At 71.8% G+C, this 24,283-nt stretch carries 26 protein-coding genes; 10 read left to right on the top strand and 16 right to left on the bottom strand.

Annotated elements, in window-relative coordinates; translation table 11 throughout:
* Positions 1-99: 99 nt before the first annotated feature.
* Together EDF64_RS17310 and EDF64_RS17305 are read right to left on the bottom strand one after the other, a co-directional pair.
* Complete coding sequence (locus tag EDF64_RS17310; RefSeq protein WP_166645799.1) at positions 100-1,629, bottom strand: catalase; 1,530 nt, start codon at positions 1,627-1,629, stop codon at positions 100-102.
* Between the two features lie 122 nt (positions 1,630-1,751).
* Positions 1,752-2,195 (bottom strand): Fur family transcriptional regulator, encoded by a 444-nt coding sequence (locus EDF64_RS17305; protein WP_133521202.1) that lies wholly within the window; start codon positions 2,193-2,195, stop codon positions 1,752-1,754.
* Positions 2,196-2,415: 220 nt separating this feature from the next.
* On the opposite strand from EDF64_RS17305, the gene EDF64_RS17300 reads away from it, so the two are divergent.
* Complete coding sequence (locus EDF64_RS17300; protein WP_166645798.1) at positions 2,416-3,237, top strand: cytochrome c oxidase assembly protein; 822 nt, start codon at positions 2,416-2,418, stop codon at positions 3,235-3,237.
* Between the two features lie 284 nt (positions 3,238-3,521).
* Here EDF64_RS17300 and EDF64_RS17295 read toward each other — a convergent pair whose 3' ends face one another.
* Positions 3,522-5,168: a DHA2 family efflux MFS transporter permease subunit gene (locus EDF64_RS17295; protein WP_243736445.1), complete on the bottom strand. Its 1,647-nt coding sequence runs from the start codon at positions 5,166-5,168 to the stop codon at positions 3,522-3,524.
* Positions 5,165-5,773 (bottom strand): PadR family transcriptional regulator, encoded by a 609-nt coding sequence (locus EDF64_RS17290; RefSeq protein ID WP_133521200.1) that lies wholly within the window; start codon positions 5,771-5,773, stop codon positions 5,165-5,167. The genes EDF64_RS17295 and EDF64_RS17290 overlap by 4 nt, the downstream gene beginning before the upstream one ends.
* Before the next feature lie 145 nt (positions 5,774-5,918).
* Between EDF64_RS17290 and purS the strand changes: the two genes are divergently transcribed.
* The 4 genes from purS to EDF64_RS17270 are packed head-to-tail and all read left to right on the top strand — an operon-like array spanning position 5,919 to position 10,244.
* Positions 5,919-6,170, top strand: a complete 252-nt coding sequence (gene purS, locus EDF64_RS17285) for a phosphoribosylformylglycinamidine synthase subunit PurS (protein ID WP_071293050.1) — start codon at positions 5,919-5,921, stop codon at positions 6,168-6,170.
* A gap of 5 nt (positions 6,171-6,175) precedes the next feature.
* A complete protein-coding gene (purQ, locus tag EDF64_RS17280) occupies positions 6,176-6,871 on the top strand; it encodes a phosphoribosylformylglycinamidine synthase subunit PurQ (protein WP_133521228.1) in 696 nt (231 codons plus the stop codon).
* A gap of 53 nt (positions 6,872-6,924) precedes the next feature.
* Positions 6,925-9,306: a phosphoribosylformylglycinamidine synthase subunit PurL gene (purL, locus tag EDF64_RS17275; protein WP_133521199.1), complete on the top strand. Its 2,382-nt coding sequence runs from the start codon at positions 6,925-6,927 to the stop codon at positions 9,304-9,306.
* A 17-nt stretch (positions 9,307-9,323) separates the two neighbouring features.
* Positions 9,324-10,244: a 2-hydroxyacid dehydrogenase gene (locus EDF64_RS17270; RefSeq protein ID WP_133521198.1), complete on the top strand. Its 921-nt coding sequence runs from the start codon at positions 9,324-9,326 to the stop codon at positions 10,242-10,244.
* Between the two features lie 215 nt (positions 10,245-10,459).
* Here the strand turns inward: EDF64_RS17270 and EDF64_RS17265 are convergent, their stop codons facing one another.
* Both EDF64_RS17265 and EDF64_RS17260 read right to left on the bottom strand, forming a co-directional pair.
* Positions 10,460-11,458: a lactonase family protein gene (locus EDF64_RS17265; RefSeq protein ID WP_133521197.1), complete on the bottom strand. Its 999-nt coding sequence runs from the start codon at positions 11,456-11,458 to the stop codon at positions 10,460-10,462.
* Complete coding sequence (locus EDF64_RS17260; protein ID WP_133521196.1) at positions 11,455-11,778, bottom strand: chorismate mutase; 324 nt, start codon at positions 11,776-11,778, stop codon at positions 11,455-11,457. The genes EDF64_RS17265 and EDF64_RS17260 overlap by 4 nt, the downstream gene beginning before the upstream one ends.
* 111 nt (positions 11,779-11,889) lie before the next feature.
* Here EDF64_RS17260 and EDF64_RS17255 point away from each other — a divergent pair, with 111 nt between their 5' ends.
* Positions 11,890-12,294 carry a DUF1304 domain-containing protein gene (locus tag EDF64_RS17255; RefSeq protein ID WP_208108940.1) on the top strand — a complete coding sequence of 135 codons (405 nt, stop codon included), beginning with the start codon at positions 11,890-11,892 and terminating at the stop codon, positions 12,292-12,294.
* A gap of 184 nt (positions 12,295-12,478) precedes the next feature.
* On the opposite strand, the gene EDF64_RS17250 is transcribed toward EDF64_RS17255, so the two are convergent.
* Positions 12,479-13,486, bottom strand: coding sequence for an iron-siderophore ABC transporter substrate-binding protein (locus tag EDF64_RS17250; RefSeq protein WP_243736444.1), 1,008 nt, complete (start codon positions 13,484-13,486; stop codon positions 12,479-12,481).
* A gap of 57 nt (positions 13,487-13,543) precedes the next feature.
* Here EDF64_RS17250 and EDF64_RS17245 point away from each other — a divergent pair, with 57 nt between their 5' ends.
* On the top strand, positions 13,544-14,410 hold the full coding sequence (locus EDF64_RS17245; protein WP_133521195.1) for a shikimate dehydrogenase family protein: 867 nt from the start codon (positions 13,544-13,546) through the stop codon (positions 14,408-14,410).
* Positions 14,411-14,488: 78 nt separating this feature from the next.
* Here EDF64_RS17245 and EDF64_RS17240 read toward each other — a convergent pair whose 3' ends face one another.
* Genes EDF64_RS17240 through EDF64_RS17230 form a run of 3 tightly spaced genes read right to left on the bottom strand, consistent with a single transcriptional unit; the run spans position 14,489 to position 16,291 of the window.
* Entirely contained in the window at positions 14,489-15,442 is a 954-nt protein-coding gene (locus EDF64_RS17240) for an SDR family NAD(P)-dependent oxidoreductase (protein ID WP_133521194.1), read from the bottom strand.
* 27 nt (positions 15,443-15,469) lie between these two features.
* Complete coding sequence (locus EDF64_RS17235; RefSeq protein ID WP_133521193.1) at positions 15,470-15,856, bottom strand: YchJ family protein; 387 nt, start codon at positions 15,854-15,856, stop codon at positions 15,470-15,472.
* A 9-nt stretch (positions 15,857-15,865) separates the two neighbouring features.
* Positions 15,866-16,291 carry an organic hydroperoxide resistance protein gene (locus tag EDF64_RS17230; protein WP_133521192.1) on the bottom strand — a complete coding sequence of 142 codons (426 nt, stop codon included), beginning with the start codon at positions 16,289-16,291 and terminating at the stop codon, positions 15,866-15,868.
* Between the two features lie 129 nt (positions 16,292-16,420).
* Here EDF64_RS17230 and EDF64_RS17225 point away from each other — a divergent pair, with 129 nt between their 5' ends.
* Positions 16,421-17,092, top strand: coding sequence for a hypothetical protein (locus EDF64_RS17225; protein WP_133521191.1), 672 nt, complete (start codon positions 16,421-16,423; stop codon positions 17,090-17,092).
* Positions 17,093-17,126: 34 nt separating this feature from the next.
* Entirely contained in the window at positions 17,127-17,858 is a 732-nt protein-coding gene (locus tag EDF64_RS17220; RefSeq protein ID WP_133521190.1) for an SOS response-associated peptidase, read from the top strand.
* Positions 17,859-17,945: 87 nt separating this feature from the next.
* Here EDF64_RS17220 and EDF64_RS17215 read toward each other — a convergent pair whose 3' ends face one another.
* From EDF64_RS17215 to EDF64_RS17195, 4 genes are all read right to left on the bottom strand, one after another.
* Positions 17,946-18,272, bottom strand: a complete 327-nt coding sequence (locus EDF64_RS17215) for a hypothetical protein (protein ID WP_133521189.1) — start codon at positions 18,270-18,272, stop codon at positions 17,946-17,948.
* 100 nt (positions 18,273-18,372) lie between these two features.
* On the bottom strand, positions 18,373-18,702 hold the full coding sequence (locus EDF64_RS17210; RefSeq protein ID WP_133521188.1) for a hypothetical protein: 330 nt from the start codon (positions 18,700-18,702) through the stop codon (positions 18,373-18,375).
* A gap of 284 nt (positions 18,703-18,986) precedes the next feature.
* Entirely contained in the window at positions 18,987-19,940 is a 954-nt protein-coding gene (locus EDF64_RS17200; protein ID WP_133521186.1) for a hypothetical protein, read from the bottom strand.
* Positions 19,941-20,067: 127 nt separating this feature from the next.
* On the bottom strand, positions 20,068-20,844 hold the full coding sequence (locus tag EDF64_RS17195) for an AraC family transcriptional regulator (protein WP_133521185.1): 777 nt from the start codon (positions 20,842-20,844) through the stop codon (positions 20,068-20,070).
* 54 nt (positions 20,845-20,898) lie between these two features.
* Here EDF64_RS17195 and EDF64_RS17190 point away from each other — a divergent pair, with 54 nt between their 5' ends.
* On the top strand, positions 20,899-22,146 hold the full coding sequence (locus EDF64_RS17190) for an MFS transporter (protein WP_133521184.1): 1,248 nt from the start codon (positions 20,899-20,901) through the stop codon (positions 22,144-22,146).
* A 31-nt stretch (positions 22,147-22,177) separates the two neighbouring features.
* Here EDF64_RS17190 and EDF64_RS17185 read toward each other — a convergent pair whose 3' ends face one another.
* Positions 22,178-22,735 (bottom strand): low molecular weight phosphatase family protein, encoded by a 558-nt coding sequence (locus EDF64_RS17185; RefSeq protein WP_166645797.1) that lies wholly within the window; start codon positions 22,733-22,735, stop codon positions 22,178-22,180.
* A gap of 2 nt (positions 22,736-22,737) precedes the next feature.
* Positions 22,738-24,030: an adenylosuccinate synthase gene (locus EDF64_RS17180; RefSeq protein ID WP_133521182.1), complete on the bottom strand. Its 1,293-nt coding sequence runs from the start codon at positions 24,028-24,030 to the stop codon at positions 22,738-22,740.
* Positions 24,031-24,283: the final 253 nt, after the last annotated feature.

Genomic DNA, 24,283 nt, shown 5'->3' with positions numbered 1-24,283 from the left:
ACGCAACGCCACGACGGACGGGAGGCACAGTGCCAGCTGGCACCGTGCCTCCCGTCCGTCGGGTGGTGGACCGGGGCTCACGCCCCCGCGTCCACCGGACTACGCCTCGACCGCGACCTTCTCCGGGTCCTCGTTCGAGCCCGGCGCGCTCGGCACGACCGCGGCGCGCACGCGCGCACCCAGCTCGGCGTCGACGTTCGTCCAGTAGGCGAACACGCGCTCGCGCAGGTCGTCGCGGGTCACCTTCGAGACGTGCCCGGCGATGTTGCCGACCAGGCGCGCACGGGCGGCGTCGTCGAGGACCTCGCGGACGAGCGTGCCGGCCTGGCCGAAGTCGTCGTCCTCGGGGTGGAGCGTCGCGGCGGAACGCTGCAGCGCGCCGTCCGACTCCCAGCCGGGGGCGTCGTCGGTCGCGTTCGGGTCGGCGTGCGCACCACCGAGCGAGTTCGGCGCGTACACGGGGACCTCGGACTTCTGGAAGTCGAAGCGCATCGCGCCGTCCTTCGAGTACGAGTGCACCTCGTTCTTCGGGGCGTTCACCGGCAGCTGCGCGTGGTTCGTGCCGACGCGGTAGCGGTGGGCGTCCGCGTAACTGAAGATGCGCGCGAGGAGCATCTTGTCCGGGCTCGCGGCGATGCCGGGCACGAAGTTCGACGGGGCGAAGGTTGCCTGCTCGATCTGCGCGAAGTAGTTCTCCGGGTTGCGGTTGAGCTCCATCGTGCCGACCTCGATGAGCGGGTAGTCCGCGTGCGGCCACACCTTCGTCAGGTCGAACGGGTTGAAGCGGTAGCTCGCGGCGTCCTCGTAGGGCATGACCTGCACCTTGAGGGTCCAGCGCGGGAAGTCCTGCCGCTCGATCGCAGCGTGCAGGTCACGGATGTGGAAGTCCGCGTCCTCGCCGGCGATGCGGTCGGCGTCCTCCTGCGTCAGGGTCTTGTGGCCCTGCTCGGTGATGAAGTGGTACTTCACCCAGAAGCGCTCACCCTCGGCGTTGATCCACTGGTACGTGTGCGAGCCGAAGCCGTCCATCTCACGCCACGATGCCGGCAGGCCACGGTCGCCCATGAGCCACGTGACCTGGTGCGCCGACTCGGGCGACAGGGTCCAGAAGTCCCACTGCATGTCGTGGTCGCGCAGGTGCGAGCCCGGCAGGCGCTTCTGCGAGCGGATGAAGTCGGGGAACTTGATGCCGTCGCGGATGAAGAACACCGGGGTGTTGTTGCCGACGAGGTCGTAGTTGCCCTCGGTCGTGTAGAACTTCAGCGCGAAGCCACGGGGGTCGCGCCAGGTGTCCGGGGAGCCCTGCTCGCCGGCGACGCTCGAGAAGCGGGCGAGCATCTCGGTGGTCTGGCCCGGCTGGAGGAACGCGGCACGGGTGTACCGGCTGATGTCCTGCGTGACGGTGAAGGTGCCGAAGGCGCCGCCGCCCTTGGCGTGCACGACCCGCTCCGGGACGCGCTCGCGGTTGAACTGCGCGAGCTTCTCGACGAGGTAGTGGTCGTGCAGGGCGAGGGGGCCGTCGGCCCCGACACCCATCGAGTGCTCGTCGCTCGAGACGGGAGCGCCGGAGTTCGTGGTCGTGGTGGGGATGCCGGCCGGTTGGCCGGGCGTCGTGTTCTGGTCGGACACGGTTCCTCCTTGGGTGGAACGGTTGGTTCGGTCAGGGTGCTCGGGTTGTCTGTGGGGCCGGTGCTCGTCGCCGTGGCGGCCTCGGCATCGCCGGGCTGCGTGACGGCCTCGGCGTCGTGGCGCTACACGGCCACGGGTTCCGCGTCGTCACGCTCCGCCGCGGCGCACCGCTCGCAGATCCCCCAGTAGGTGACCTCGGCGGTGGTGACGGCGAACCCGTGCGTCTCGGACGGCGTGAGGCACGGCGAGTGGCCGACCGCGCAGTCGACGTCCTCGATCGCGCCGCACATCGTGCACACGATGTGGTGGTGGTTGTCGCCGGTGCGCCGTTCGTAGCGTGCCGGGCTGCCGGCCGGCTCGATCCGGCGCACGAGCCCGACGCCGGTGAGCGCCGCGAGGACGCCGTACACCGCCTGGTGGCTGGTGGTCGGGAGCTCGGTTGCCAGGGCCGTCACGATGTCGTCGGCCGTGGCGTGCGGCATCGTCTCGGTCGCGCGGAGGACGGCGAGCCGCGGCGTCGTCACCCGGAGTCCGGCGGTGCGGAGCAGGTCGGCGTCGACATCCATGAGGACCCCTTCTTTTGCAGCGATCAAGACAACAGCCACTGTACACGCTCCCGCGCTCGGGTCGGATCTGAACCGGTTCTCACCACCCGGGGCCCCCTAGGGCCCCACCGGCCCGCGCTCCGGGCGGAGGATCGTCATCGGCAGCACGAACAGCAGGAGGCACCCCACGCCGTCGACACCCGAGTTCTGGAGCACCTGGCACACCGACCCCCTGGCGGCCGTGCTCATCGCCGTCGCGGCGGTCACCTACGGCTGGTGGGTCGTCGGCGCCGCACGTCGCGGAACGCCGTGGCCGTGGTGGCGGAGCTTGGCGTTCCTCGCTTCGCTGGTCCTGTTCGGGATCCTGCAGTTCGGCATCGTCGGCCTGTACGACCGCGAGCTGCGCTGGGCGTTCGTCCTGCGGTTGGCCCTGCTCTTCTTCGCGGTCCCCACCTTCGCCGCGCTGGCCGCGCCCGTCTCGTTGCTCCGGACTGGAGGCCCTGCTCGCCTCGCGCAGACCGCCACCGCCGTGCTCCGGTCACGTCCGGCACGGTTCCTCGGCAACGCGATCGTCTCGCCGCTCATCGCCCTCGCGTTGTTCTGCGTGCTGCTCACCCCGCTCTCGGCCACCATCCGCGAGTCCGCGGGCTGGGCGACGGCGATCACGGTCCTGGTGCCGATGCTCGGGTTCGGGCTGCTCACGCCCCTGTCCGAGCCGGGGATCCTCCGCTCGTCGACCTTCGTCACCATCGAGTTCCTGCTCGCGTTCGTCGAGCTGCTCGCCGACGCGGTGCCGGGCATCGTCCTGCGGATCACGAACCACGTGATGGACCACTCGGTCGTGCAGGCGGTCGGGCAGTCGTGGTTCCCCTCACCGCTGCGCGACCAGCACCTCGCCGGAGACCTGCTCTGGTTCATCGCCGAGGTCGCCGACGTCCCCGTGCTCATCGCCTTGTTCGTCCGGTGGCAGCGGAGCGACCGGCGCGAGGCCCGCAGCGTGGACGCCCTCAGCGACGAGGAGATGGAGGCGCTGACGCGGGCGCACCTCGAGCGGCGCGGCTGAGCGCGCGTGCGCGGCAGCGGGCCCCACGGGCGCGGACTCGGAACGACGTGATCGACGTCGTACGACAGCGCCGGTGTCGCAACACCGCGCCCGCAACAGTTGCGAACGCGGGACTTCGACACGAGCGATGTCGTACGACGTCGACGATGTCGCAGTTCGCCGCACGCAGCGCACCCCGACCCGCCCCCGCCCCCGCCCCCGACAGCGACGCCGCGGACGCGGACACGAACGGGCCCCGGGCCGCTCGTGTGAGCAGCCCGGGGCCCGTGCAGCGACGACGCTGCCTACACGTCGGCGTGCTTGCCGTGGTGGTCGATCGCCGCGAGCTCGTCCTCGGGCGTGGCCGGAGCGCTGGCCGCGGCGTGCACGCCGTGCTCGACCTCCGGAGAACCGTCGGCGTCCGACTTCGCAGCGGCGTCGGGCTGCGTCGCGACCGACCCGGTCTGCTGCCAGGCGACGGTCTGCTTCGGCTTCGCCAGGAACAGCGCGGCGACGATCGCGATGACGAGCACCACGGCCGGCAGGACGAGCGACTGCCCCATCGCGGTGGCGAACGGCTGGAGCAGGAACTGCGGCAGGCCGCCGACCTGCTGCTCCGCACCGCCGGCCGAGACCCCGCCGGACTGCGCCGGGAAGTTCGCGGTGATGCGCGCCTCGATCAGCGCGGCGATGCCGGCCGAACCGAGCACGGCACCGATCTGCCGCGTGGTGTTGTAGACGCCCGAGCCGGCACCGGCCAGGCGCGGCGAGAGGTTCCGCGTCGCCGAGACGGACAGCGGCCCCCACATGCAGGCGTTGGCGAGCCCGAGGAGCGCGCTCGGCAGGAGCACCCAGCCCCAGTCGGCACCGGAGGCGAGCAGCGCACCGAACCAGAACAGCCCTGCAGAGAAGCAGGCGAGGCCGAACGACGCGACCCAGCGCGGGTTCCAGACGGTGAGCTTCTTGCCGATGAACGGGGCGAGGCCCGCGGAGATCACGGCCTGCGGCACGAGGAGCAGCGCGGCCCCGGTCGGCGAGAACTTCTCGACGTCCTGCGCCCAGAGCATGATCGGCAGCGCGAAGGACGAGATCGCGACGCCGACCGCGGTGATCGCGATGTTCGCCAGCGTGAAGTTGCGGTCCTTGAAGAGGCCGAGCGGCAGCAGCGGCTCGCCCTTCTGCACGCCCTGCCACACGACGAACGCGGCGAGCACGACGATGCCGGCGATGATGAGCGACCACACACTGATCGGCCCGGTGATGGTGCCCCAGTCGTAGGTCTCGCCCTCCTGGATGCCGAAGACGAGCAGGAAGAGGCCGGCGGCGGAGAGCACGATGCCGAGGTAGTCGAAGCGGTGTCCGTGGCGCTCGAACTTCGGCACGAAGCGCTGCGCGAGGATGAACGCGACGACGCCGACGGGGACGTTCACGATGAAGATCCACTCCCAGCCGAACCCGTCGACGAGCAGGCCGCCGAGGATCGGGCCGACGAGGGAGGCGACACCGGCGACGGCACCCCAGAGGCCCATCGCCGCGCCGCGGTTCTGCGGCGGGAACATCCGCGTGATGACGGACATCGTCTGCGGGGTCATCATGGCGGCACCGAGGCCCTGCACGACGCGGGCCACGATGAGCATCTCGATCGAGCCGGACAGACCGCACCAGAGGCTGGCCAGCGTGAACACGACGAGCCCGGTCTGGTAGAGCACCTTCGGACCGAAGCGGTCACCGAGGCGCCCGGTGATGAGGAGCGGCACGGCGTACGCGAGCAGGTACGCGCTCGTCACCCAGATGACGGCGTTGATGTCGGCGTCGAGCTTCTCGGCGATGGTGGGGGTCGCGACGGACACGATGGTCGAGTCGACGAGGATCATGAAGAAGCCGACGACGAGCGCCCAGAGGGCTGGCCACGGCTTCTTCTCGGTCGTCCGCGGTGGCGTGACGGTGGTCATCGAGTGGGTTCCTTGCTGTTCGGTTCGGTGTCGGTGGCGAGCGCCGGGCCGTCCCACGGGACGTCCCCACGCTCGATGCGGTCCGCGGTCGCGGTGAGCCACTCGAGTTGCGCGGTGAGCATGGCACGGACGTACGACACGTCCAGCCAGAAGCGGGTCGCCAACCCCTTGGCCTGGAGGCCCGTGGCCGCTTCCTCGTACCCGGCCAGTCGGGCGCGGATCGCGTCGGCTCGTGCTCGGATGGCGGTGACCGCGTCGTGGTCGCTCAGGTTGTCGACGTGCGAGAGCGCCAGGTGGAACTCAGGGAACTCGTCCGCCGGTTCGGCGACCATGCGCCGGAGCCCGGATTCGAGGGCGTCCCGCCCGTGGTCGGTGATCGCGTAGGTGGTGCGCTCCGGACGGTTGCCCGCACGCTCGGTGCCGAGCGGTTCGGCGTACCCGAGGTCGACGAGCCGTCCGATCTGGTGGTAGAGCGTGCCCGGGCGGACCTTGACGTTCTCGTCCTCCCGGCGCTGGAGCATGAGCTGGAACATCTCGTAGGGGTGCATCGGCGCCTCGTTGAGGAGCCCGAGCGCGGCGAACGCAAGCGGCGTGAGTGACGCCATCCGTGCCTCCAGTCCGGTGTTCCAACGCGACTATTCGACTTGGAATATACGCCTTGGACCACTTCTCCACAAGCGTGCGGGCGCGGCGCGCCCGCCACGTAGACTGGTGCGGTCCCACCCACCCCCCAAGTGCTGGAGTGAACACGTGCCAACGATCGTCGTCGAGGTCATGCCGAAGGCCGAGATCCTCGACCCCCAGGGCAAGGCGGTGGGCAACGCCCTCGCCCGCCTCGGCAAGGCCGACCTGACCAACGTCCGCATCGGCAAGCGCTTCGAGGTGTCGGTCGACGGCCCGGTCGACGACGCCAAGCTCGCCGAGGTCCGCGAGATCGCGGCCGACGTCTTCTCCAACGCGGTCATCGAGGACGTCGTGTCCGTGACGGTAGAGGGCCAGTGACCCGGATGCGCATCGGCGTCATCACCTTCCCCGGCTCCCTCGACGACCGCGACGCCCAGCGCGCGGTCCGTCTCGCTGGCGCCGAGCCCGTCGCGCTCTGGCACGGCGACCACGACCTACAGGGCGTCGACGCCATCGTGCTGCCGGGCGGGTTCTCCTACGGCGACTACCTCCGCGCCGGCGCGATCGCCGCGAAGGCCCCGATCATGGCCGAGGTCGTCGACGCCGCCGGCAAGGGCATGCCCGTGCTCGGCATCTGCAACGGCTTCCAGATGCTCGCCGAGGCACGACTCGTCCCCGGCGCGCACACCCGCAACGCGCACCAGCAGTTCATCCGGCGCGACCAGAAGCTCCGCGTCGAGACGACCGGCACCGCGTGGACCTCAGGGTTCACCGCCCAGCAGGAGATCACCATCCCGCTGAAGAACGCCGACGGTCGCTTCGTGGCGGACGCCGACACGATCAAGCGCATCGAGGACAACGGCCAGGTGGTGTTCCGCTACGTCGGCGTGAACCCGAACGGGTCGATCGACGACATCGCCGGCGTCTCGAACGAGCGCGGCAACGTCGTGGGCCTCATGCCGCACCCCGAGCACGCGACGGAGCCCGGGTTCGGCCCGGACACCGCCGCCGCGATGGCCTCCGGCACGGACGGCCTGACCTTCTTCACCTCCGTGATCGAGTCGACGCTCGTCAAGTGACGGCAGCGACTCCAGTGACGGCAGCGACTCCAGCGACAGGGAACGACAACAACGTGACGACCATCGTGCGCCCGAAGCCCGACACCGTGCAGGACGCGGCGGCCACCCCCGACAAGGACCAGCCGTACGAGGCCCTCGGGCTGAAGGCCGACGAGTACGCGAAGATCCGCGAGATCCTCGGCCGCCGCCCCACCTCGGGCGAGCTGGCGATGTACTCGGTGATGTGGTCCGAGCACTGCTCGTACAAGTCGTCGAAGAACTACCTCCGGCAGTTCGGCAAGAAGGTCACGCCGGAGATGACCAAGAACCTCATGGTGGGCATGGGCGAGAACGCCGGTGTCATCGACGTCGGCAACGGCTGGGCGGTCACGTTCAAGGTCGAGTCGCACAACCACCCGTCCTACGTCGAGCCCTACCAGGGCGCTGCGACCGGTGTCGGCGGCATCGTCCGCGACATCATCTCGATGGGCGCACGCCCGGTCGCCGTGATGGACCAGCTCCGCTTCGGGGCGATCGACCACGAGGACACGGCGCGCGTCGTGCACGGCGTCGTCGGGGGCATCTCGTCCTACGGCAACTGCCTCGGTCTGCCGAACATCGGCGGCGAGACCTACTTCGACTCCGTCTACCAGGGCAACCCGCTGGTGAACGCGCTCGCGGTGGGCGTCCTCCGTCACGAGGACCTGCACCTGGCCAACGCCTCCGGTGCCGGCAACAAGGTCGTGCTCTTCGGTGCCCGCACGGGTGGCGACGGCATCGGCGGCGCGTCGATCCTGGCGTCCGACACCTTCACCGAGGGCGGCCCGACCAAGCGCCCCGCCGTGCAGGTCGGCGACCCGTTCGCCGAGAAGGTCCTCATCGAGTGCTGCCTCGAGCTGTTCCAGAAGGAGCTGGTCGAGGGCATCCAGGACCTCGGCGCCGCGGGCATCTCCTGCGCCACGTCCGAGCTCGCCTCGAACGGCGACGGCGGCATGCACATCTCGCTCGACGACGTCCTGCTCCGCGACCCCACGCTCACCGCGGAAGAGATCCTGATGTCGGAGAGCCAGGAGCGCATGATGGCGGTCGTCCGCCCCGACAAGCTCGACGAGTTCCTCGCGGTCGTGGCCAAGTGGGAGGTCGAGACCAGCGTCCTCGGCGAGGTCACCGGCACCGGCCGCCTCGTCATCGACTGGCAGGGCCAGGAGATCGTGAACGTCGACCCGCGCACCGTCGCCGTCGACGGCCCGGTGTACGACCGCCCGGTCGCCTACCCGACGTGGCTCGACGCCCTGCAGGCCGACGGCGCGGAGTCGCTCGAGCGTCCCGAGTCCGGTCCCGCACTGAAGGCGCAGTTCATGCAGCTGCTCGGTTCGCCGAACCTGGCGTCGAAGAACTGGGTGACGAACCAGTACGACACCTACGTGCTCGGCAACACCGCGCTCTCCTTCCCCGACGACGGCGGCATGATCCGCGTCGACGAGGAAACGGGGCTCGGCGTCACCATCGCGACCGACGCGAACGGTCGCTACTGCCAGCTCGACCCGAAGCAGGGCGCGCGCCTGGCCCTCGCCGAGGCGTACCGCAACGTCGCCGTCACCGGTGCCGTCCCCGCGGCCGTGACCGACTGCCTGAACTTCGGCTCGCCGGAGAACCCCGAGGTCATGTGGCAGTTCGCCCAGGCCGTCGAGGGCCTCGCCGACGGCTGCATGGAGCTCGGGATCCCGGTCACCGGCGGCAACGTGTCGTTCTACAACCAGACCGGCACGACCCCGATCCACCCGACCCCCGTCGTCGGCGTGCTCGGTGTCATCGACGACGTCGCACTGCGCGTGCCGTCGGGCTGGCAGGACGACGGACACAACGTCTACCTGCTCGGCACCACGTCGCTCGAACTCGACGGTTCGGCCTGGGCCGGCACCGTGCACGACCACCTCGGCGGTCGTCCGCCGGCGGTCGACCTCGCGCGCGAGAAGGCCCTCGGCGACCTGCTGCACGCCGCGGCGAGCGAGCAGCTCCTGACGAGTGCGCACGACCTGGCGGACGGCGGCCTCGGCCAGGCCCTCGCCGAGTCGGTGCTCCGCTTCGGGCTCGGCGCCCGCGTCGTCCTCGACGAGCTCGAGGCCCGCGACGGCGTCGACACCGCGACCGCGCTGTTCTCCGAGTCGACCGGCCGCGTCATCGTGACCGTCCGGCGCGAGGACGACGTCCGGTTCCAGGGCCTCTGCGACGGCCGTGGCTTCCCGGTGCTCCGGATCGGCGTGACCGACGCGGCATCCGGGTCGCTCGAGGTCCAGGGTGCGTTCGAGGCGACGCTCGACGAGCTGCGCGGGACACACGACGCGACGCTGCCGAGCCGCTTCGGCGACGTCATCGTCTCCGACGTGACCGAGGGCTACGTCGGTCGGGGTCCGCTCGACTCCGACGGTGCGTTCTCGCCCCGCTCGGACGCCTGAGACCGGGCACCCGGACGATGCCGATCGTCACGCTGCCCTTCGCCGAGCTCGTCGACCGGTTCGGCCCCGTGCCGGACGGCGTCGAGCTGGACGTCTGGGACGTCGAGGAGCCGTACGCGCGCCCCGACGAGGTCGCCATCGCGTTCCTGCCGTTCTACTTCGGTGGACGGCACCGGTGGCAGTACGTCCACGACCTGCCGAACCTGCAGCTCCTGCAGCTGCCGAGCGCCGGGTACGAGCACGCCCTGCCGCACGTGCCCGGCCACGCGCAGCTCGCGAACGGCCGCGGCATCCACGACGACGAGACCGCAGAACTCGCGGTCGGGCTCGCGCTGACCTCGCTCCGTGAGCTCGGCGCGTTCCAGGCCGACCGTGCGAACGGCGTCTGGGATGCCCGGACCACGCGGTCCCTGGCCGATCGCCGGGTCACCGTCGTCGGGTACGGCGCCATCGGCTCCGCGATCGCGACGCGGTTCGAGGCGTTCCGCACCGAGGTCACCGTGGTCGCGCGGAGCGCTCGTGAGCAGGACGGCCGTCAGGTGCGTGCCTTCGGCGACCTGACCGCGCTGGCGGCGGAGACGGACGTCCTCGTCCTCATCACGCCGCTGACCGACGAGACCGAGCGGCTCGTCGACGCCGACCTCCTCGCCGCCCTGCCCGACGGTGCCCTCGTGGTGAACGTGGCGCGCGGCAAGGTCGTCGACACCGACGCGCTCGTCGCTGAGCTGCAGTCCGGCCGACTGTCGGCGGCGCTCGACGTCACCGACCCGGAGCCACTCCCTGCCGGGCACCCGCTCTGGACCACGCCGAACACGGTGCTGACGCCGCACGTGGGCGGCAACACCGACCTGAGCGTGCCGCGGTCGATCGAGCTCATGCGCCGCCAGGTGGCCGCGCTGGCCGACCGCCGTCCGTTCGAGAACGTCATCCGGCCCTGACGCGAGCGCCCGCTCACCGAGCGGGGTGGTCGCGACCACGGACGGACTGGAGGCGCGGTGCCAGCTGGCACCGCGCCTCCAGTCCGTCGGCGGGGTCCGGTCCGCAGCCCGCGCGGCGGGGGTGGTTCGCAGGTCAGCGCAGCGCGCAGATCAGGGCAGCGCGCAGATCAGGGCATCCCGCAGGTCAGGCAGCCCGAAGATCAGGCGGCCGCAGATCAGAGCGGGACGATGCAGGTCGGCGTGCCGACCGGGATCTGCGCCACGGCGGCACCGGGGACACCGTCGTCGCCGACGGGCAGCACGGCGACGGCGTCGGACATCTGGTTCGCCACGAGCACGAACCCGGGCACGCGTGCGAAGTGCCGGGGCCACGCGCCCCCGGAGGACGCCGAGCCGACCAGGGTGAGTCCTCCGTCGGCAGCGTCGAGCACCACGATCAGGTCTCGCCCGCGCACTGCGACGAACACGCGCCCACGGTCGTCGACCTCGATGTGGCTGAGCAGCGACTCGCCGACCTCGCCGTCGAAGGTGGGAGCGGAGGCGATGGTCGCGAGCGATCCCGACGCATCACGGCGGAGCCGGTGCACGTGCCCGTCGAGCTCACCGGCGACGATGAGGTCCCCGTCGTACCAGGCCATGTGGCGCGGGCCGACACCCGGCGCGACGTGGTGCACGCGCACCGGTTCGATCGAGGGGGCGTCGGTGATCCGGTACTCGTGCAGCGCGTCACCGCCGAGGTCGGCGACGAGCACCGTCCCCTCGGGCGTCGCGATCGACTGGTGGGCGTGCGGGCCGTCCTGCCGGTCCTCAACCGGGCCGCTCGCGTCGGGGAGGACCTCGGTGACCACGGCGGGAGCCCCGTCGGTGAGCGACACCGCGGTCACCGTGCCCGAGACGTAGTTCGTCACCACGAGGGTGCCGGACGGGTCGACGCGGACGTGGCAGGGGGCGTTGCCACCGGCCGGTGCGTCCCAGAGGTGCTCGAGTTCGATGCCGTCACGGCGGAACGCGGCGACGCTGCCCTCGGCCGTCTCGGACACCGCGTACACGCGGTCACCGGCGACGGCCAGGAACGAGGGGTCGTCGATGACCGCGACGGTGCGGACGTCCGGGGCCTCGGCGTCACCGGCCGAGACGATCGAGATGCCGGTGGCGGTGCCGCCGCCGGTCGCCGTGTACGAGCCGACCAGCAGTGCGGGGAGCGTCGTGCTCACTCGTTGCCGCCCGCGATCTGCTCGTGGTGGTGGATGACCTCGGCGACGATGAAGTTGAGGAACTTCTCGGCGAAGGCGGGATCGAGGTGCGCCTCGGCCGCGAGCGACCGGAGCCGTGCGACCTGGACCTGCTCACGCCCGGGGTCGGCGGCGGGCATCCCTGCCGCGGCCTTGAGGTACCCGACCCGCTGCGTGTACTTGAAGCGCTCCGCCAGCATGTGGATCAGGGCGGCGTCGATGTTGTCGATGCTCTGCCGGATGCTGCGCAGTTCGGCGACGGCCGCCTGGTCGTACTCGGGCGTGGTGTCGTCGTCGCTCATGCCCCGAGCCTAACGGCCGAGGCTGGCCGACCGGTGTCGGTTACGCCAGGTGGAGCTGCCCGAAGCTGGGTGGAACCTGAGCACGGCTTCGGAACTGCGACAATGGAGGTCATGTCGGTCCTGCTCGTCCTCTCGTGCGTCTTCGCGGTCCTCGCGGGCCTCGTGCACGTGTACATCTTCTTCCTCGAGTCCATCGCCTGGACGAGCCCACGCGTCCGCCGCATCTTCGGCCTCACCTCGGAGACCGAGGTGCAGGCGACCCGCTCGATGGCGTTCAACCAGGGCTTCTACAACCTGTTCCTGGCGATCGGGGCGATCCTCGGCGTCGTCCTCGCGTTCGCGGGCAACGGTGCGAGCGGCTGGACGCTCCTCGTCTTCTCGACGGCGTGCATGCTCGGCGCCGCGGTGGTCCTCGCCGGCACCGGCCGCCGCTACCTCAACTCCGCGTTCGTGCAGGGCTCGTTCCCGCTGATCGCCCTGCTGTTCGCGTTCCTCGGGTCGACCTTCGGCGTCTGACCGGGCCTGACCTGGCCTGACCCGCCCCGACCCGCCCGCCCTGGCCCGCCCGTTCCTTCCCATCGCACGCGCGGTAGGAAGCGGAAACGGGCGTACCCGGTCGAAAGGATCGACCAAGTACGCCCGTTTCGACCAAGTACGCCCGTTTCGACGAGGCACGCCCGCTCCGATCGGGCGCCCCGCGTCAGCCGAGCTTGGACGCGAACTCGTCCGGCAGCTTCTGCAGCGCCCACTCGATCGCGGCGGTGGTCCCCATCGAGAACGCCGACGACACATCCGGGTCGTCGAAGACGATGGAGTGGCCGGCCTCGACCGACGGCACCTTCTGGAACAGCGGGTCCGCCTCGGCCTTCGACGCGTCGACGTAGATCGGCAGGATGAGCGTCAGGTCGGCGTTGAGCAGGTCGAGGTTCTCGTCCGACAGGTGCACCGAGAACGCCTTGCCGGCCTGCTCGTCGATGGCCTTCGGGATCGTGAAGCCGAGGTTCCGCATGAACGTCGAGCGGCTGTCGGTGGAGGCGTACGCCCCGAAGCCGTCGGCCGTGTACGCACCGACGACCGCCGACTTGCCCTCGAACTCCGGGTGCGCCTTGCGCGCGGCGGCGTAGGCGTCGTCGAGGCCGGAGAGCAGCTTCTTACCCTCGGACTCCTTGCCGAGCGCCTTCGCGATCATCGTGGTCTGCTGCTCGGTCGACGCGAGGTAGTTCTCGCCGCCCTTCGGGATCGCCACGGTCGGCGCGATCGCGGACAGCTTCGCGTACCGGTCCTTGTCGCCCGACGACTTCACGTCGAGGATCAGGTCGGGCTTGAGCTTGAGGATGTCCTCGTAGCTCGGCTCGAGCGTCTGGATGATCTTCGGCGACTTCGTGTAGGCGTCCTTCAACCACGGTCCGACACCGTCGCCGCCGAACGCGAGCCAGTCGCTCGCGCCGACGGGCTGCACGCCGAGCTCGAGTGCGGTCTCGGCGTCGCCCCAGCCGAGGGCGACGACGCGCTTCGGCTGCGAGTCGATCTTCGTGGTGCCGAGCGCGGTCGTGATCGACACCGGGAACTGGCCGTCGGCCGCGGACGCCGAGGGGTCGTCGGTGGACGAGCCGGAGCCGGAGGCACACCCGGCGAGGACGAGGGACGCGGCGACGACGGCGCCTGCCGTGGCGAGGACGCGTCGGAGACGAAGGGGAGTACGGATCACGAAGGGTAGCCTAACCTAAGGACTCCCCCGGGATGGCGCCTGGATAGGCTGACGCCCGTGGAGTACCCCGATGCCGACCGCACCCGCCTCGCGGTGCTCGGCTCCCCCATCGCGCACTCGCTCTCGCCGACGCTGCACGCAGCGGCCTACGACGTGCTCGGGGTGCCGTTCCGGTACGGGAGGCACGAGGTCGCGTCCGGCGGGCTGGATGCGTTCGTCGCGGGGCTGGGTGGGGAATGGCGCGGCCTGAGCCTCACGATGCCGCTCAAGCGCGAGGTGCTGCCGCTCCTCGACCGGACGACCCCGCTCGTCGACGAGCTCGGCGTCGCCAACACGATCGCGTTCCGGCGGTCGGGCGACCGCGTCCTGCGGTTCGGTGCGAACACCGACGTCGAGGGGCTCGTCCGTCCCGTCGAGGCACTCGGACACCTGCCCGGCGAGGCCACGGTCCTCGGCGGCGGCGCCACCGCGGCGAGCGCACTCACCGCAGCCGTCCGCCTCGGTGCCTCGTCGGTCCGGGTGTTCGTCCGCGACACCGCGCGGGCCACCGACCTGGTCGACCTGGCGGTCCGGCTCGGCGTCACGCTCGACGTCCTGCCGCTGACGGAGCTGCCCGGTACCCGCCACGGCTTCGTCGTGTCGACGCTGCCGGGTGGCGTCGCCGACGACCTCGACCTCGCACCGTCCGGCGACGACGCCGTGCTCTTCGACGTCGCGTACGAGCCGTGGCCGACCGCCGTCGCCTCACGGTGGGCGGACGACGGCGGACGCGTGCTGAACGGCCTGGACATGCTCACCGAGCAGGCGATCGGTCAGATCCGGTTCTTCCTCACCGGTGACGACGACGAGCTCCTGCCCGCCGAGGCCGACGTCCGGCGGGCCATGCGCGCCGCGGTCGGGCTGCCCGAGGTCATCGGGGCCTGAGCGGGGCCCGACGCGCCGCCGCGGCCCCGTCGACCCGGCGCATGCCGGGGCCGGCCTGGCCTCGGCTGGCCGTGCCGATCAGGCCCGGGAACGCGCCTCGGCGTCGAGCAGCGCGAGCGACACGTCCCACAGCCGGTCGGCGTCGTCCTCGTCGAGCGCCCACGGCAGCACCCCGTGCAGCCCGTCGACGATCCGGTCCGTGACGGCCGCCTCGTGGCAGTCCTCGAAGTAGCGCCCGGTGACCCCGGCGAGCTCGGGTGCCGTCGCGAGCAGGACCGAGGTCGCGGCTCCCTGCTCGGGTGTCTTCACCGCATCGGCCGCCGAGAGCTTCGTCGCCGCCAGCACCGCAGGGTCCCAGTGCTTCTGCAGACCGGTCCAGATGCCACCGGGCATGCAGGCGTTGGCGGTGACCCCGACGTCGGCCCACCGCTCCCCGACCGCGACGGCGAACAGCACGTTCGCCGTCTTCGACTGCGCGTAGGCGATGCCGGGCTCGTAGCGGCGACGACGGAAGAACAGGTCGTCGAACACGACGGGCGAGCCGCCGTGGCCGCTCGACGACACCGACACGATGCGCGCCGACCCCGAGGCCGCGAGCGGGTCGTGCAACCCCAGCGCGAGGGCGAAGTGCCCGAGGTGGTTCGTGGCGAACTGCGACTCCCACCCGGCCGCCGTGTACGCCTCCGGCGCGTCCATCACCCCGGCGTTGGCCACCAGGACGTCGAGCGGCCCGGACCACCTTGCCGTGAAGTCGTCGACGGAGGCGGGCTGGTCGAGGTGCAGCTCGGAGACCACCGGGCGCTGCGCTCCGGTCGTCCGGGCGATGTCCGCCGCGACGCGCTCACCGGCCGCCGTGTCCCGCACGGCCAGCGTCACCGTCGCGCCGGCGCCGGCGAGTGCCCGCGCCGTCTCGATGCCGATGCCCGAGGACGCTCCGGTGACGATCGCGGTGCGTCCGGTCAGGTCGACCCCCTCGAGGACCTCGTGGGCGGTCGAACGGGCGCCGAAGGCGGCGAGGTCACGGTGGGGCATGGTGCTCCTGTCGGGTACGGGACGCGGTCAGGCGACCGTCCCGTCCACGTAGGACCAACGACCGTGCTCGCGGACGAACTCGCTCGTCTCGTCGAGTGTGCCCCGCTCGTCTGCGGAACGCCACCACGCGCGGAACGCGACCGTCCCCCGGGAGTCGAACGGGCCTCCAGAACTGGTCGACAGGATGTCCAACCGTGTCCAGCGCTGCTGCGGGTCCAACTCGCGGGATGCGGGCCGCGTCCGCGGGTGCCACGTGCGCAGCAGGTACTCCGGCAGGCCGAGCGCGAACGCGCTGAACCGTGACCGCATGAGCCGCTCCGCGGTCGGGGCGGCGGCCCCGGCGTGCAGGGGGCCGCAGCACTCGCCGTAGGGGTTCCCGCTCAGGCAGGGGCAGCGCGACTCGTCGGTGACCACGCCGGAACGCTAGTCGACGATGGACAGGGCGACGGTGATGTTGCCGCGGGTGGCGTTCGAGTACGGGCAGATCTCGTGGGCGCGCTCCGCGAGGCGCTGGCGCTGCTCGGGCTGGGCCGACGGCGCGTAGACGTCGAGCTCGACCGCGAGGCCGAAGCCGCCCTGGCCGTTGCCGCCGATGCCGACCTCGGCCGAGACCTCGGCGTCGGTGGTGTCCACGCCGAGCTCCTTGCCTGCGGCGTGCAGTGCCCCGAGGAAGCAGGCGGCGTACCCGGCGGCGAAGAGCTGCTCGGGGTTCGTGCCCTCGCCGCTGCCACCCATCTCCTTCGGCGGCCGGGTGTCGAGGTCGAGGCGGTCGTCCTCGGTGCGCACGTGGCCGTCACGGCCTCCGCCGGTGGCGTGGGCGGCTGCGGTGTAGACGATGTCGAGACTCATGGTCCGAGCGCACCGCGCCTTCCTGGGCGACTGCTGGAACGCGGCGGAACGGCGGGGGTCTTGCGCGGGCGGGGCGGGTGCGCCGGGCGTGTCCGGCCGCGCGCAGCCACAGGGAGTAGAAGGAATCTCGTGTTCAAGCTCGGCTGGCAGGTGTTCCGGGAGCAGCTCGGCGAGGTCGTCGACCCCGTGCGGGCTCGTCGTGCCGTCTGGCTCGCGCTCGCCGTGACGGTCCTGGTGTGCGTCGGGCTCGTCGTCCTGCAGGACGCCTTCCGATGGGCCGGCCCGGGGCCGTTCCAGGCACCGGTGACGATCCTCCTGGCGACGCTCGGCGTGGGCCTGATCGCGTTCTCCTGCTGTCCGACGGCCCGGCCGCCGGCGACGGCGAACACGATCAACGGGCGACAGGTGCGCGCCGACTGGCAGCTCACCGTCCGCTGGTCCGTCCAGCCCTACCTCGGTCGCGTGCCGCAAGCGGTGGCGCCCGACGACCGCGCGGCGGTGCTGAACGACGTCCCCCTGCTGCAGCGTGGCCTGATCCGCCAGCTGTCCCGCACCGGCCCCGTGCTGATCGGCTTCGCCCTGCTCGGCCTGGCAGCGCTGTCAGCCGGCGGTGTCCACGCGTACGGACTCGCGTTGGGCTTCGTCTACGTCTGCACCCTGCCGGACCTCGTGCTCCGCCTCGGTCGGGCCGAGCGCGCGCGCCTGGCGGCACTCGCGGTCACGCCTCCGGACCCGGACGCCGGGCCGGCCCAGCGGCGGAGGGACCCGGCCGGATCGAAGCTCCGCCTCCCCGGCGAGTGAGACGTGTGTCGGTGGGGACGGGCACACTGGGCGCATGTGTGGAAGGTTCGTCGTCTCCGACACCACGGCAGATCTGCTGCCCGAGCTGATCGGTGAACTCGCCGACCGGACCGAGCACGTCGACGAGGACACCGGCGTGGTCGGCACCGGCCTCGTGCCGAGCTGGAACGTCGCCCCGACCGACCCCGTGTTCGCGGTCCGGCAGCGCCAGGGCGAACGGGAGCTCCCCCAGATCAGCTGGGGCTTCGTACCGAGCTGGGCGAAGGACTTCCAGAAGCAGCGCCCGAAGCCGATCAACGCCCGCATCGAGACGGTGGCGACGAGCGGCATGTTCAAGCGCGCGTTCGCGACGAACCGGTGCATCATCCCGGCCCAGGGCTACTACGAGTGGGTCGTGCGCGAGGACGGCAAGGAGCCGCACTTCGTGCACGAGCCCGGCGGTGCGCTGGCGATGGCGGGCGTGGTGAGCGCGTGGCCCGACCCGACCAAGCCCGAGGGCGACCCGGACAAGTGGCGACTCTCGCTCGCGATCATCACCCGTGACGCGCACGTCGCACCGGGCGAGGTGCACGACCGGATGCCGGCGTTCCTCACGCCGGACGGCTACGACGACTGGCTGGGCGGTGCACTGCCGACGGACGACCTGCTGGCGCTCCTCGACCACGAGTCACTGACGGTCGCCGCCGGTCTCGAGCAGTACGAGGTCTCGCGCGCCGTCAACAGCGTGAAGAACGACGGCCCGCAGCTCATCGAGCGCGTCGCGTGACGGACTGGAGGCCCGGATCACGTGAGCAGTCCTGCTCACGTGATCCGGGCCTCCAGTCCGGTGCCGGCCCGTAGCCGGTCTGTCGGCTCACGCCGCGCGCATGACGCCCGGCAGGACGATGTGCAGCCGCTCGGCGAGGCGCTCCTGCGCCTCTTCGAGCGAGCGGAAGTCGCCGACGTACTGCCCGAACGTGTCGGACACGAAGTAGTGGTCGCCCTGCCGGTCGACGGTGCCGCCGTAGTACCCGGCGTAGTTCGCGGCCCAGAGGCCGGTGTCGGGACGGGACCAGGTGATGCGGGCGTGCACGGGCCGAGCGGGAGCGACGACCTCCGCCTCGATCTCGGTGATCGCTTCGATCGTGGCGGTGTCCAGGGTCACCTCGGCCTGCTGGCGGTGGGCGACGGTCGTGCTCATGGTGCTGCTCCTCGTGCGGTCGTGCTGGTGCTGCTGACGGTCGTGCTGGTCGTGCTGGTGGAGCCGGGTGCGGACGCGCGGTCCTGCGGGTGTCGAGGGGTCAGTCGACCGGGCGGATCACGGACGGCAGCATCGTGTGGAGCTGGTCCGCGAGCTGTGCCTGCGCGAGCTCGAGCGACTCGAAGTCACCGACGACGAGTCCGAACGTGTCCGAGGCGACGTAGCGTCCGTCACGCTTGTCGATCGAGCCGCCGAAGTAGCCGCCGTAGTTGGCGATCCACTCGCCGTCCGCTTCCTGCGTCCAGCTGAGCTTCGCGCGGGTCGGACGGGTGTGCGGCTCGGCCTGGGCCTCGAGGATCGCGATGGTGTCGACGGTGTCGGTGTCGAGCGTGACCTCGGCTCGGGTGTCGGGGGTGACGGTGACGCTCATGGCGCTCTCCTTCTTCGCGATCCGGGGTACATCTGCTGACACCAGAACGCTACGAGAGAAGCCCCTCTGGCCGCCAGCGATGCCCGTCGATTCACGGTTTCCGTCAATGCGTTCCATCGGCGAAGCCCGGGTTTCCGGGGTCGTGCGTCACGTTTCCGGGGTACAGCGTCCGGATCGGGGTACTCGTTTCCCGTCCATTCCCAGCGGACCGGTCAGCGGCCCGGTCAGCGGACCGGTCAGCGGCTCGGTCAGCGGACCGGTCAGCGCACCGGTCAGCGGCCCGGTCAGCGGACCGGCCGGCGACCCGCGACAGCCCGGGATCGCCACCACCGCACGACGAGCCCACCCGCGCCGCCGATGAGGAGCGCGACGAGTGCGCTCCCGAGCCCGGTGCCCGCCGGGCCGAGCGCCGAGCGGAAGACCTCGGCGCCGAACGATGCGAGCTCGAGCGGGTACGGCAGGTACACCCGGGTCCCCAGCGCGGAGGTGAGCGCGGTCACCGCGGCGGATCCGGTCCAGAGGACCACCAGGGCGAGCACGGAACCGACGACCTGCCCGACGGTGCGGAGCCCGGACCAGGCGATGCCGAGGCCGAGCAGGACGGCGGGGAGCCAGCGCGTCACCGCCAGCACGGCCGAGACGGAGCCGTCGGCGAACCCGACGGGTGACACCAGGAACGCATCGACCCAGCTCCCGGTGGCGAGGGCGACCAGCGCGACCGCGACGACGGCGACCGCGGCTCGGGTGCGGGCGAGCACGACCAGCACCACCAGCGCCAGCGCGATGGCCAGGAGGGTCCCGGCGACCAGGGCGACGAGGTACACCTGCGAGGCGCTGATGGCAGCACCGGTGCCGAACGAGGTGTCCATCCGGAGCCCCGCTCCCGTGACGACGGCAGCCTGCACGAGTGCGACGAGCTGGACGACGAGCACCCCGGACAGCGCCAGCACGGTGCCGAGCCGGCCGGACAGCCCGAGCCGCGCGCCGAGCACACGCACGACGAGCCCCGCGAGCGCCCCGCCCACGAGCAGCATCGCCGCGATCAGACCGACGGAGTACTGGCTGAACGGCAGCAGCGCGACGGGCATGTCGGCCGCGTCGGTGGTCGACGTGGCCCAGAGGTTCTGCAGCGGGAGCCGCATGCCGGTGACGATCCAGGGCAGCAACCCGACGACGGCCGACAGCACGCCGACTCCCACGCCGAGTCCGACGGTGCGCATCCGGTCTCCCCCACCCATCCGGTCAGGCTACCGGTGCCGAGAGCTGCCCCCAGTCGCGCGGCAGCGCTTCGGCCCCGCCGTGACCGTGACGATCGCACCGCCGATCAACCAGACGACCCGACCCGATCGGTTCGCCCCCGTGCAGTCATCGTCCGACCGTCCCCGCAGCGCGCCGGTACGCACCCGGCGTCATCCCGACGAGCGGCGAGAACTGCTCGATGCACTGGCTCGTGGTCGCCCACCCGCACGCCGACGCCACGTCCGTCACGGAGCGCCCGTCCGCGAGGAGCACGAGCGCCCGGTGCACCCGCAGCTGCAACCGCCACTGCCGGTACCCCATCCCGGTCTCCTGCCGGAACAGGCGCGTCAGGGTGCGCTCCCCCACGCCGGCCCAGGTCGCCAGCCCCGCCAGGGACAGCGGCTCCGTCAGGTCCTGCTCGACCCGGCGCACGACGCGCCGCAGCCGGGCGTCCCGGGGCTCCGGCAGGTGCAGCGGCTGCTCCGGGGCGGACGCGACCTCGTCCACGATGACCGCACGGAGGTGAGCCCGAGCCGTCTCCGAGCGCGGAGCCGGCGTCGTGATGGCGAGGAGCGCCTCCCGGGCGAGCGCCGAGACGGCCAGGACCGCCGGACCGGACGGGAGGCCCGTGGCCGCGTCCGCCGACAACCACACGATCCGCATGTCGGTCACGCCGTGCGCCCGGTGCCGGTGCTCGGCACCGGCCGGGACCCAGGCGACGCGGTTCGGCGGGGCGATCCAGGCGCCGTCGTCGGTGATGAGGGACAGGACGCCCGTGGCGGGGTGGACCAGGTGACCGAGCTCGTGCGCGTGCGCCGGGACCGTCTCGGCGTGCGCGAAGTGGAACGCCGCCTCGGTCCGGCCCTCGTCGACCCAGGTGTGCGGTTGGCGGAAGATCGACATCACCGGGCAGCGTACGTGTTCCGCGCCGCCACCGCTCGGTGGTGTGATCGGAGCATGACCACCGCCTCCGTCCCCGTCCCGACCGCCGCACCACGGCGGGGTCTCCTCGCCGCGTGGTACGTCGGCGCCGGGCTGCTGCTCATCGCGCTCAACCTGCGGATGGGCGTCGCGTCGGTCGGACCGGTCCTCGGGGCGATCGAACGGTCCCTGCACCTGACGCCCTCGGCGGCCAGCCTCCTCACCACGATCCCGGTGTTCGCGTTCGGGGCGTTCGCGTTCCTCACGCCGCTCCTGACCCGACGGATCGGCCTGCACCGGCTGCTCGGACTCACGATGGCGGTGCTCGCGATCGGCATCGCGCTCCGCGTCGAGCCGCACGGCTGGGCGCTCTACGGCGGGACCGTCCTGGCTGGTGCGGCGATCGCGGTCGCCAACGTCCTGATGCCCGCCGCGATCAAGAGCGACTTCGCGCACCGTGTCGGACTCATGATGGGGCTCTACTCGACCGCCCTCTTCCTGAGCGCCGCCGTGGCGTCGGCCGCCGTCGTGCCGCTCGCGGCCGCGTTCGGGTCCTGGCGACCGGCGCTCGCCTTCTGGGCGCTCCCGGCGGTCGTGGCGTTCCTCGTCTGGCTGCCCCGCGCGCTCCGCAACCCGGGGCACGTGCGCGGCGGCCGGACGGTCACCGACGCCCTGGTGGAGCGCGCCGACGAGCCGACCTTCGCCCGGTTGTCCCGCGACCCCGTCGCGATCGCCGTGACCGGGTTCATGGGGCTGCAGAGCCTGTCGTACTACGCGTTCCTGACCTGGGTGCCCACGGTCCTGCAGGACGCGGGCGTCTCGGCGCACGAGGCCGGCCTGATGCTCGCGTACTCGAGCCTGCCCGGCATCGTCACGGGTGTCACGGGCCCGGCGATCGCCCGGCGACTCCGCCCGACGTGGTTGCCGGTCCTGGTGGTGGTGGCACTGTGCGGAGCCGGGTTCGTGGGGCTGCTCGTCGCACCGGCCGGCGGCGCCTGGGTCTGGATGACCCTGCTCGGCCTGGGGCAGGGCGGCGCGATCAGCCTGTCGCTGAGCTACATCGTCTGGCGGTCCCCGGACGCCCGGCACACCGCGCACGTCTCGACGATGGCGCAGGGCACGGGGTACCTGCTCGCCGGGCTCGGTCCGCTCGGCATCGGGCTGCTGCACGCGGCGACGGGCGGGTGGTCCGTCCCGATCGCGGTGCTGCTGGCGCTCCTGGTGGTGCAGGCGGTGGCCGGGGTCGCCGCGAGCCGAGACCGGCACGTGCTCGCCCGGCGGTAGCGCGCTGCGTGGCCCCGAGCCCTCGCAGACGTCAGCGCACGGCGCGCAGGGCGTCCGCGATCACCGCGAGCGCCGCGTCGATCTCGTCCGCCACCCGCTCGTGCGTCGCAGCGGACCGCCGGTACGGGTCGTCGACGTCGTCGTCCGCCGGGTCTGCCGGCTGCGGCACCGTCCCCCGCAACCGGGCGACGCGGTCGACCAGTTCGGTCGCGGTCGAGACGCCGTCGAGGTCGGACGGCTGGAGCGCCCCGAGCACGCGGGCGAACTGCCGGATCGTGAACGCCCGCTTCGCCGCCCGCGGTGCGAGGGACACCACGGCCGCGCGGTGCGAGCGCTCGGCGGTGAGCACGAGGTCTGCTGCTCCGGCGATGTCCGCCGTCAGGTACCGCGCCCGGTGCGCCGCGGGATCGCCCCCGAGGCGGATCGACTGCGTCGCCGCCGCGCCGTCCATCGGTGCGCCGTCCTGCGCGATCGTGCCGGCGGACTCGACAGTGAACGCCGGGGCGTCACGGCCGAGCCGCGCGGTGAGGACCTGTGCGCCCAGCGGCGACCGGCAGAGGTTGCCGCTGCAGACGAACAGGACCCGCACGATCAGGAAGCGCCGAGCAGGTCGTGCCGGACGACGATGGCGTCACGGCCGGGCCCGACGCCGATCGCGGAGATCCGCGCGCCGGACATCGCCTCGACCGCGAGGACGTAGGACTGGGCGTTGGCGGGCAGGTCCTCGAAGGTACGGGCGCCGGTGATGTCCTCGGTCCAGCCCGGGAACTCCTCGTAGATCGGCTTCGCGTGGTGGAAGTCGGACTGGTTCACGGGCACTTCGTCCACGCGGACGCCGTCCACCTCGTACGCGACGCAGACGGGGATCGTCGCCAGCCCGGTCAGCACGTCGAGCTTCGTGAGCACGAAGTCCGTCACGCCGTTCACGCGCGCCGTGTAGCGGGCGATCGGGGCGTCGTACCAGCCGCAGCGACGCGGACGCCCCGTGGTGGTGCCGAACTCGAAGCCGTTCGCGCGGAGGAACTCGCCGGACTCGTCGAAGAGCTCGGTCGGGAACGGGCCGGCGCCGACGCGGGTCGTGTACGCCTTCACGATGCCGATGATGCGCTCGAGCTTGCCCGGGCCGATGCCGGAACCGGTCGCGGCGCCGCCGGCGGTCGCCGACGAGGACGTCACGAACGGGTACGTGCCGTGGTCGACGTCGAGCATGGTGGCCTGGCCGGCCTCGAACAGGACGGTCTCGCCGCGCTCGAGCGCCCGGTGGATCTCGAGTCCGGTGTCGGCGACCATCGGGCGCAGGCGGTCCGCGAAGGACAGCAGCGACTCCACGACCTCTTCCGGGTCGATCGCGCGGCGGTTGAAGACCTTCACGAGCAGGTGGTTCTTCTGGTCGAGGGCCGCTTCGACCTTCTGCCGCAGGATGTTCTCGTCGAAGATGTCCTGGATGCGGATGCCGACGCGGTTGATCTTGTCGGCGTAGGTCGGGCCGATGCCGCGACCGGTGGTGCCGATCTGGCGCTTGCCGAGGAAGCGCTCGGTCACCTTGTCGATGGTGCGGTGGTAGTGCGTGATGACGTGGGCGTTCGCCGACACGAGCAGCCGCGAGGTGTCGACGCCGCGGGCCTTGAGGGCGTCGAGTTCCTGGAACAGGACCTCGATGTCGACGACGACGCCGTTGCCGATGATCGGGGTGACGCCGGGCGTGAGGATGCCGGACGGCAGCAGGTGGAGGGCGTACTTCTCGCCGCCGACGACGACCGTGTGTCCGGCGTTGTTGCCGCCGTTGAACTTCACGACGTAGTCGATGCGGCTGCCGAGGAGGTCGGTGGCCTTCCCCTTGCCCTCGTCGCCCCACTGGGCGCCGATGATGACTGCTGCGGGCATCTGGTTCTCCTCACGTTGGCGGAGGACCTCACGCGACCGTCGGGCCGGTGGTCCACCCGAGTCTATCGGCTGGTCACCTGCACGTCACCCGCCGCGTGCCCGGGACAGGACCGCAGGACGGACTGGAGGCGCGGGGGCCCCGGGGCCCCCCCCCCCCCGGGGGGGGGGGGGGGGGGGGCGCCCGGCCCCCGGGGGGGGGGGGGGCGCGGGTACGCCGCGAGCGGGTTGCCCACCCCCTCGGGTCGGGTTGGCG

This window comes from Curtobacterium flaccumfaciens, assembly GCF_004361695.1.
GTDB classification, from domain to species: Bacteria; Actinomycetota; Actinomycetes; order Actinomycetales; family Microbacteriaceae; genus Curtobacterium; species Curtobacterium flaccumfaciens_B.
Note: the sequence above shows the minus strand (reverse complement) of the source record. Positions and strands in the feature narration are given on the sequence as shown.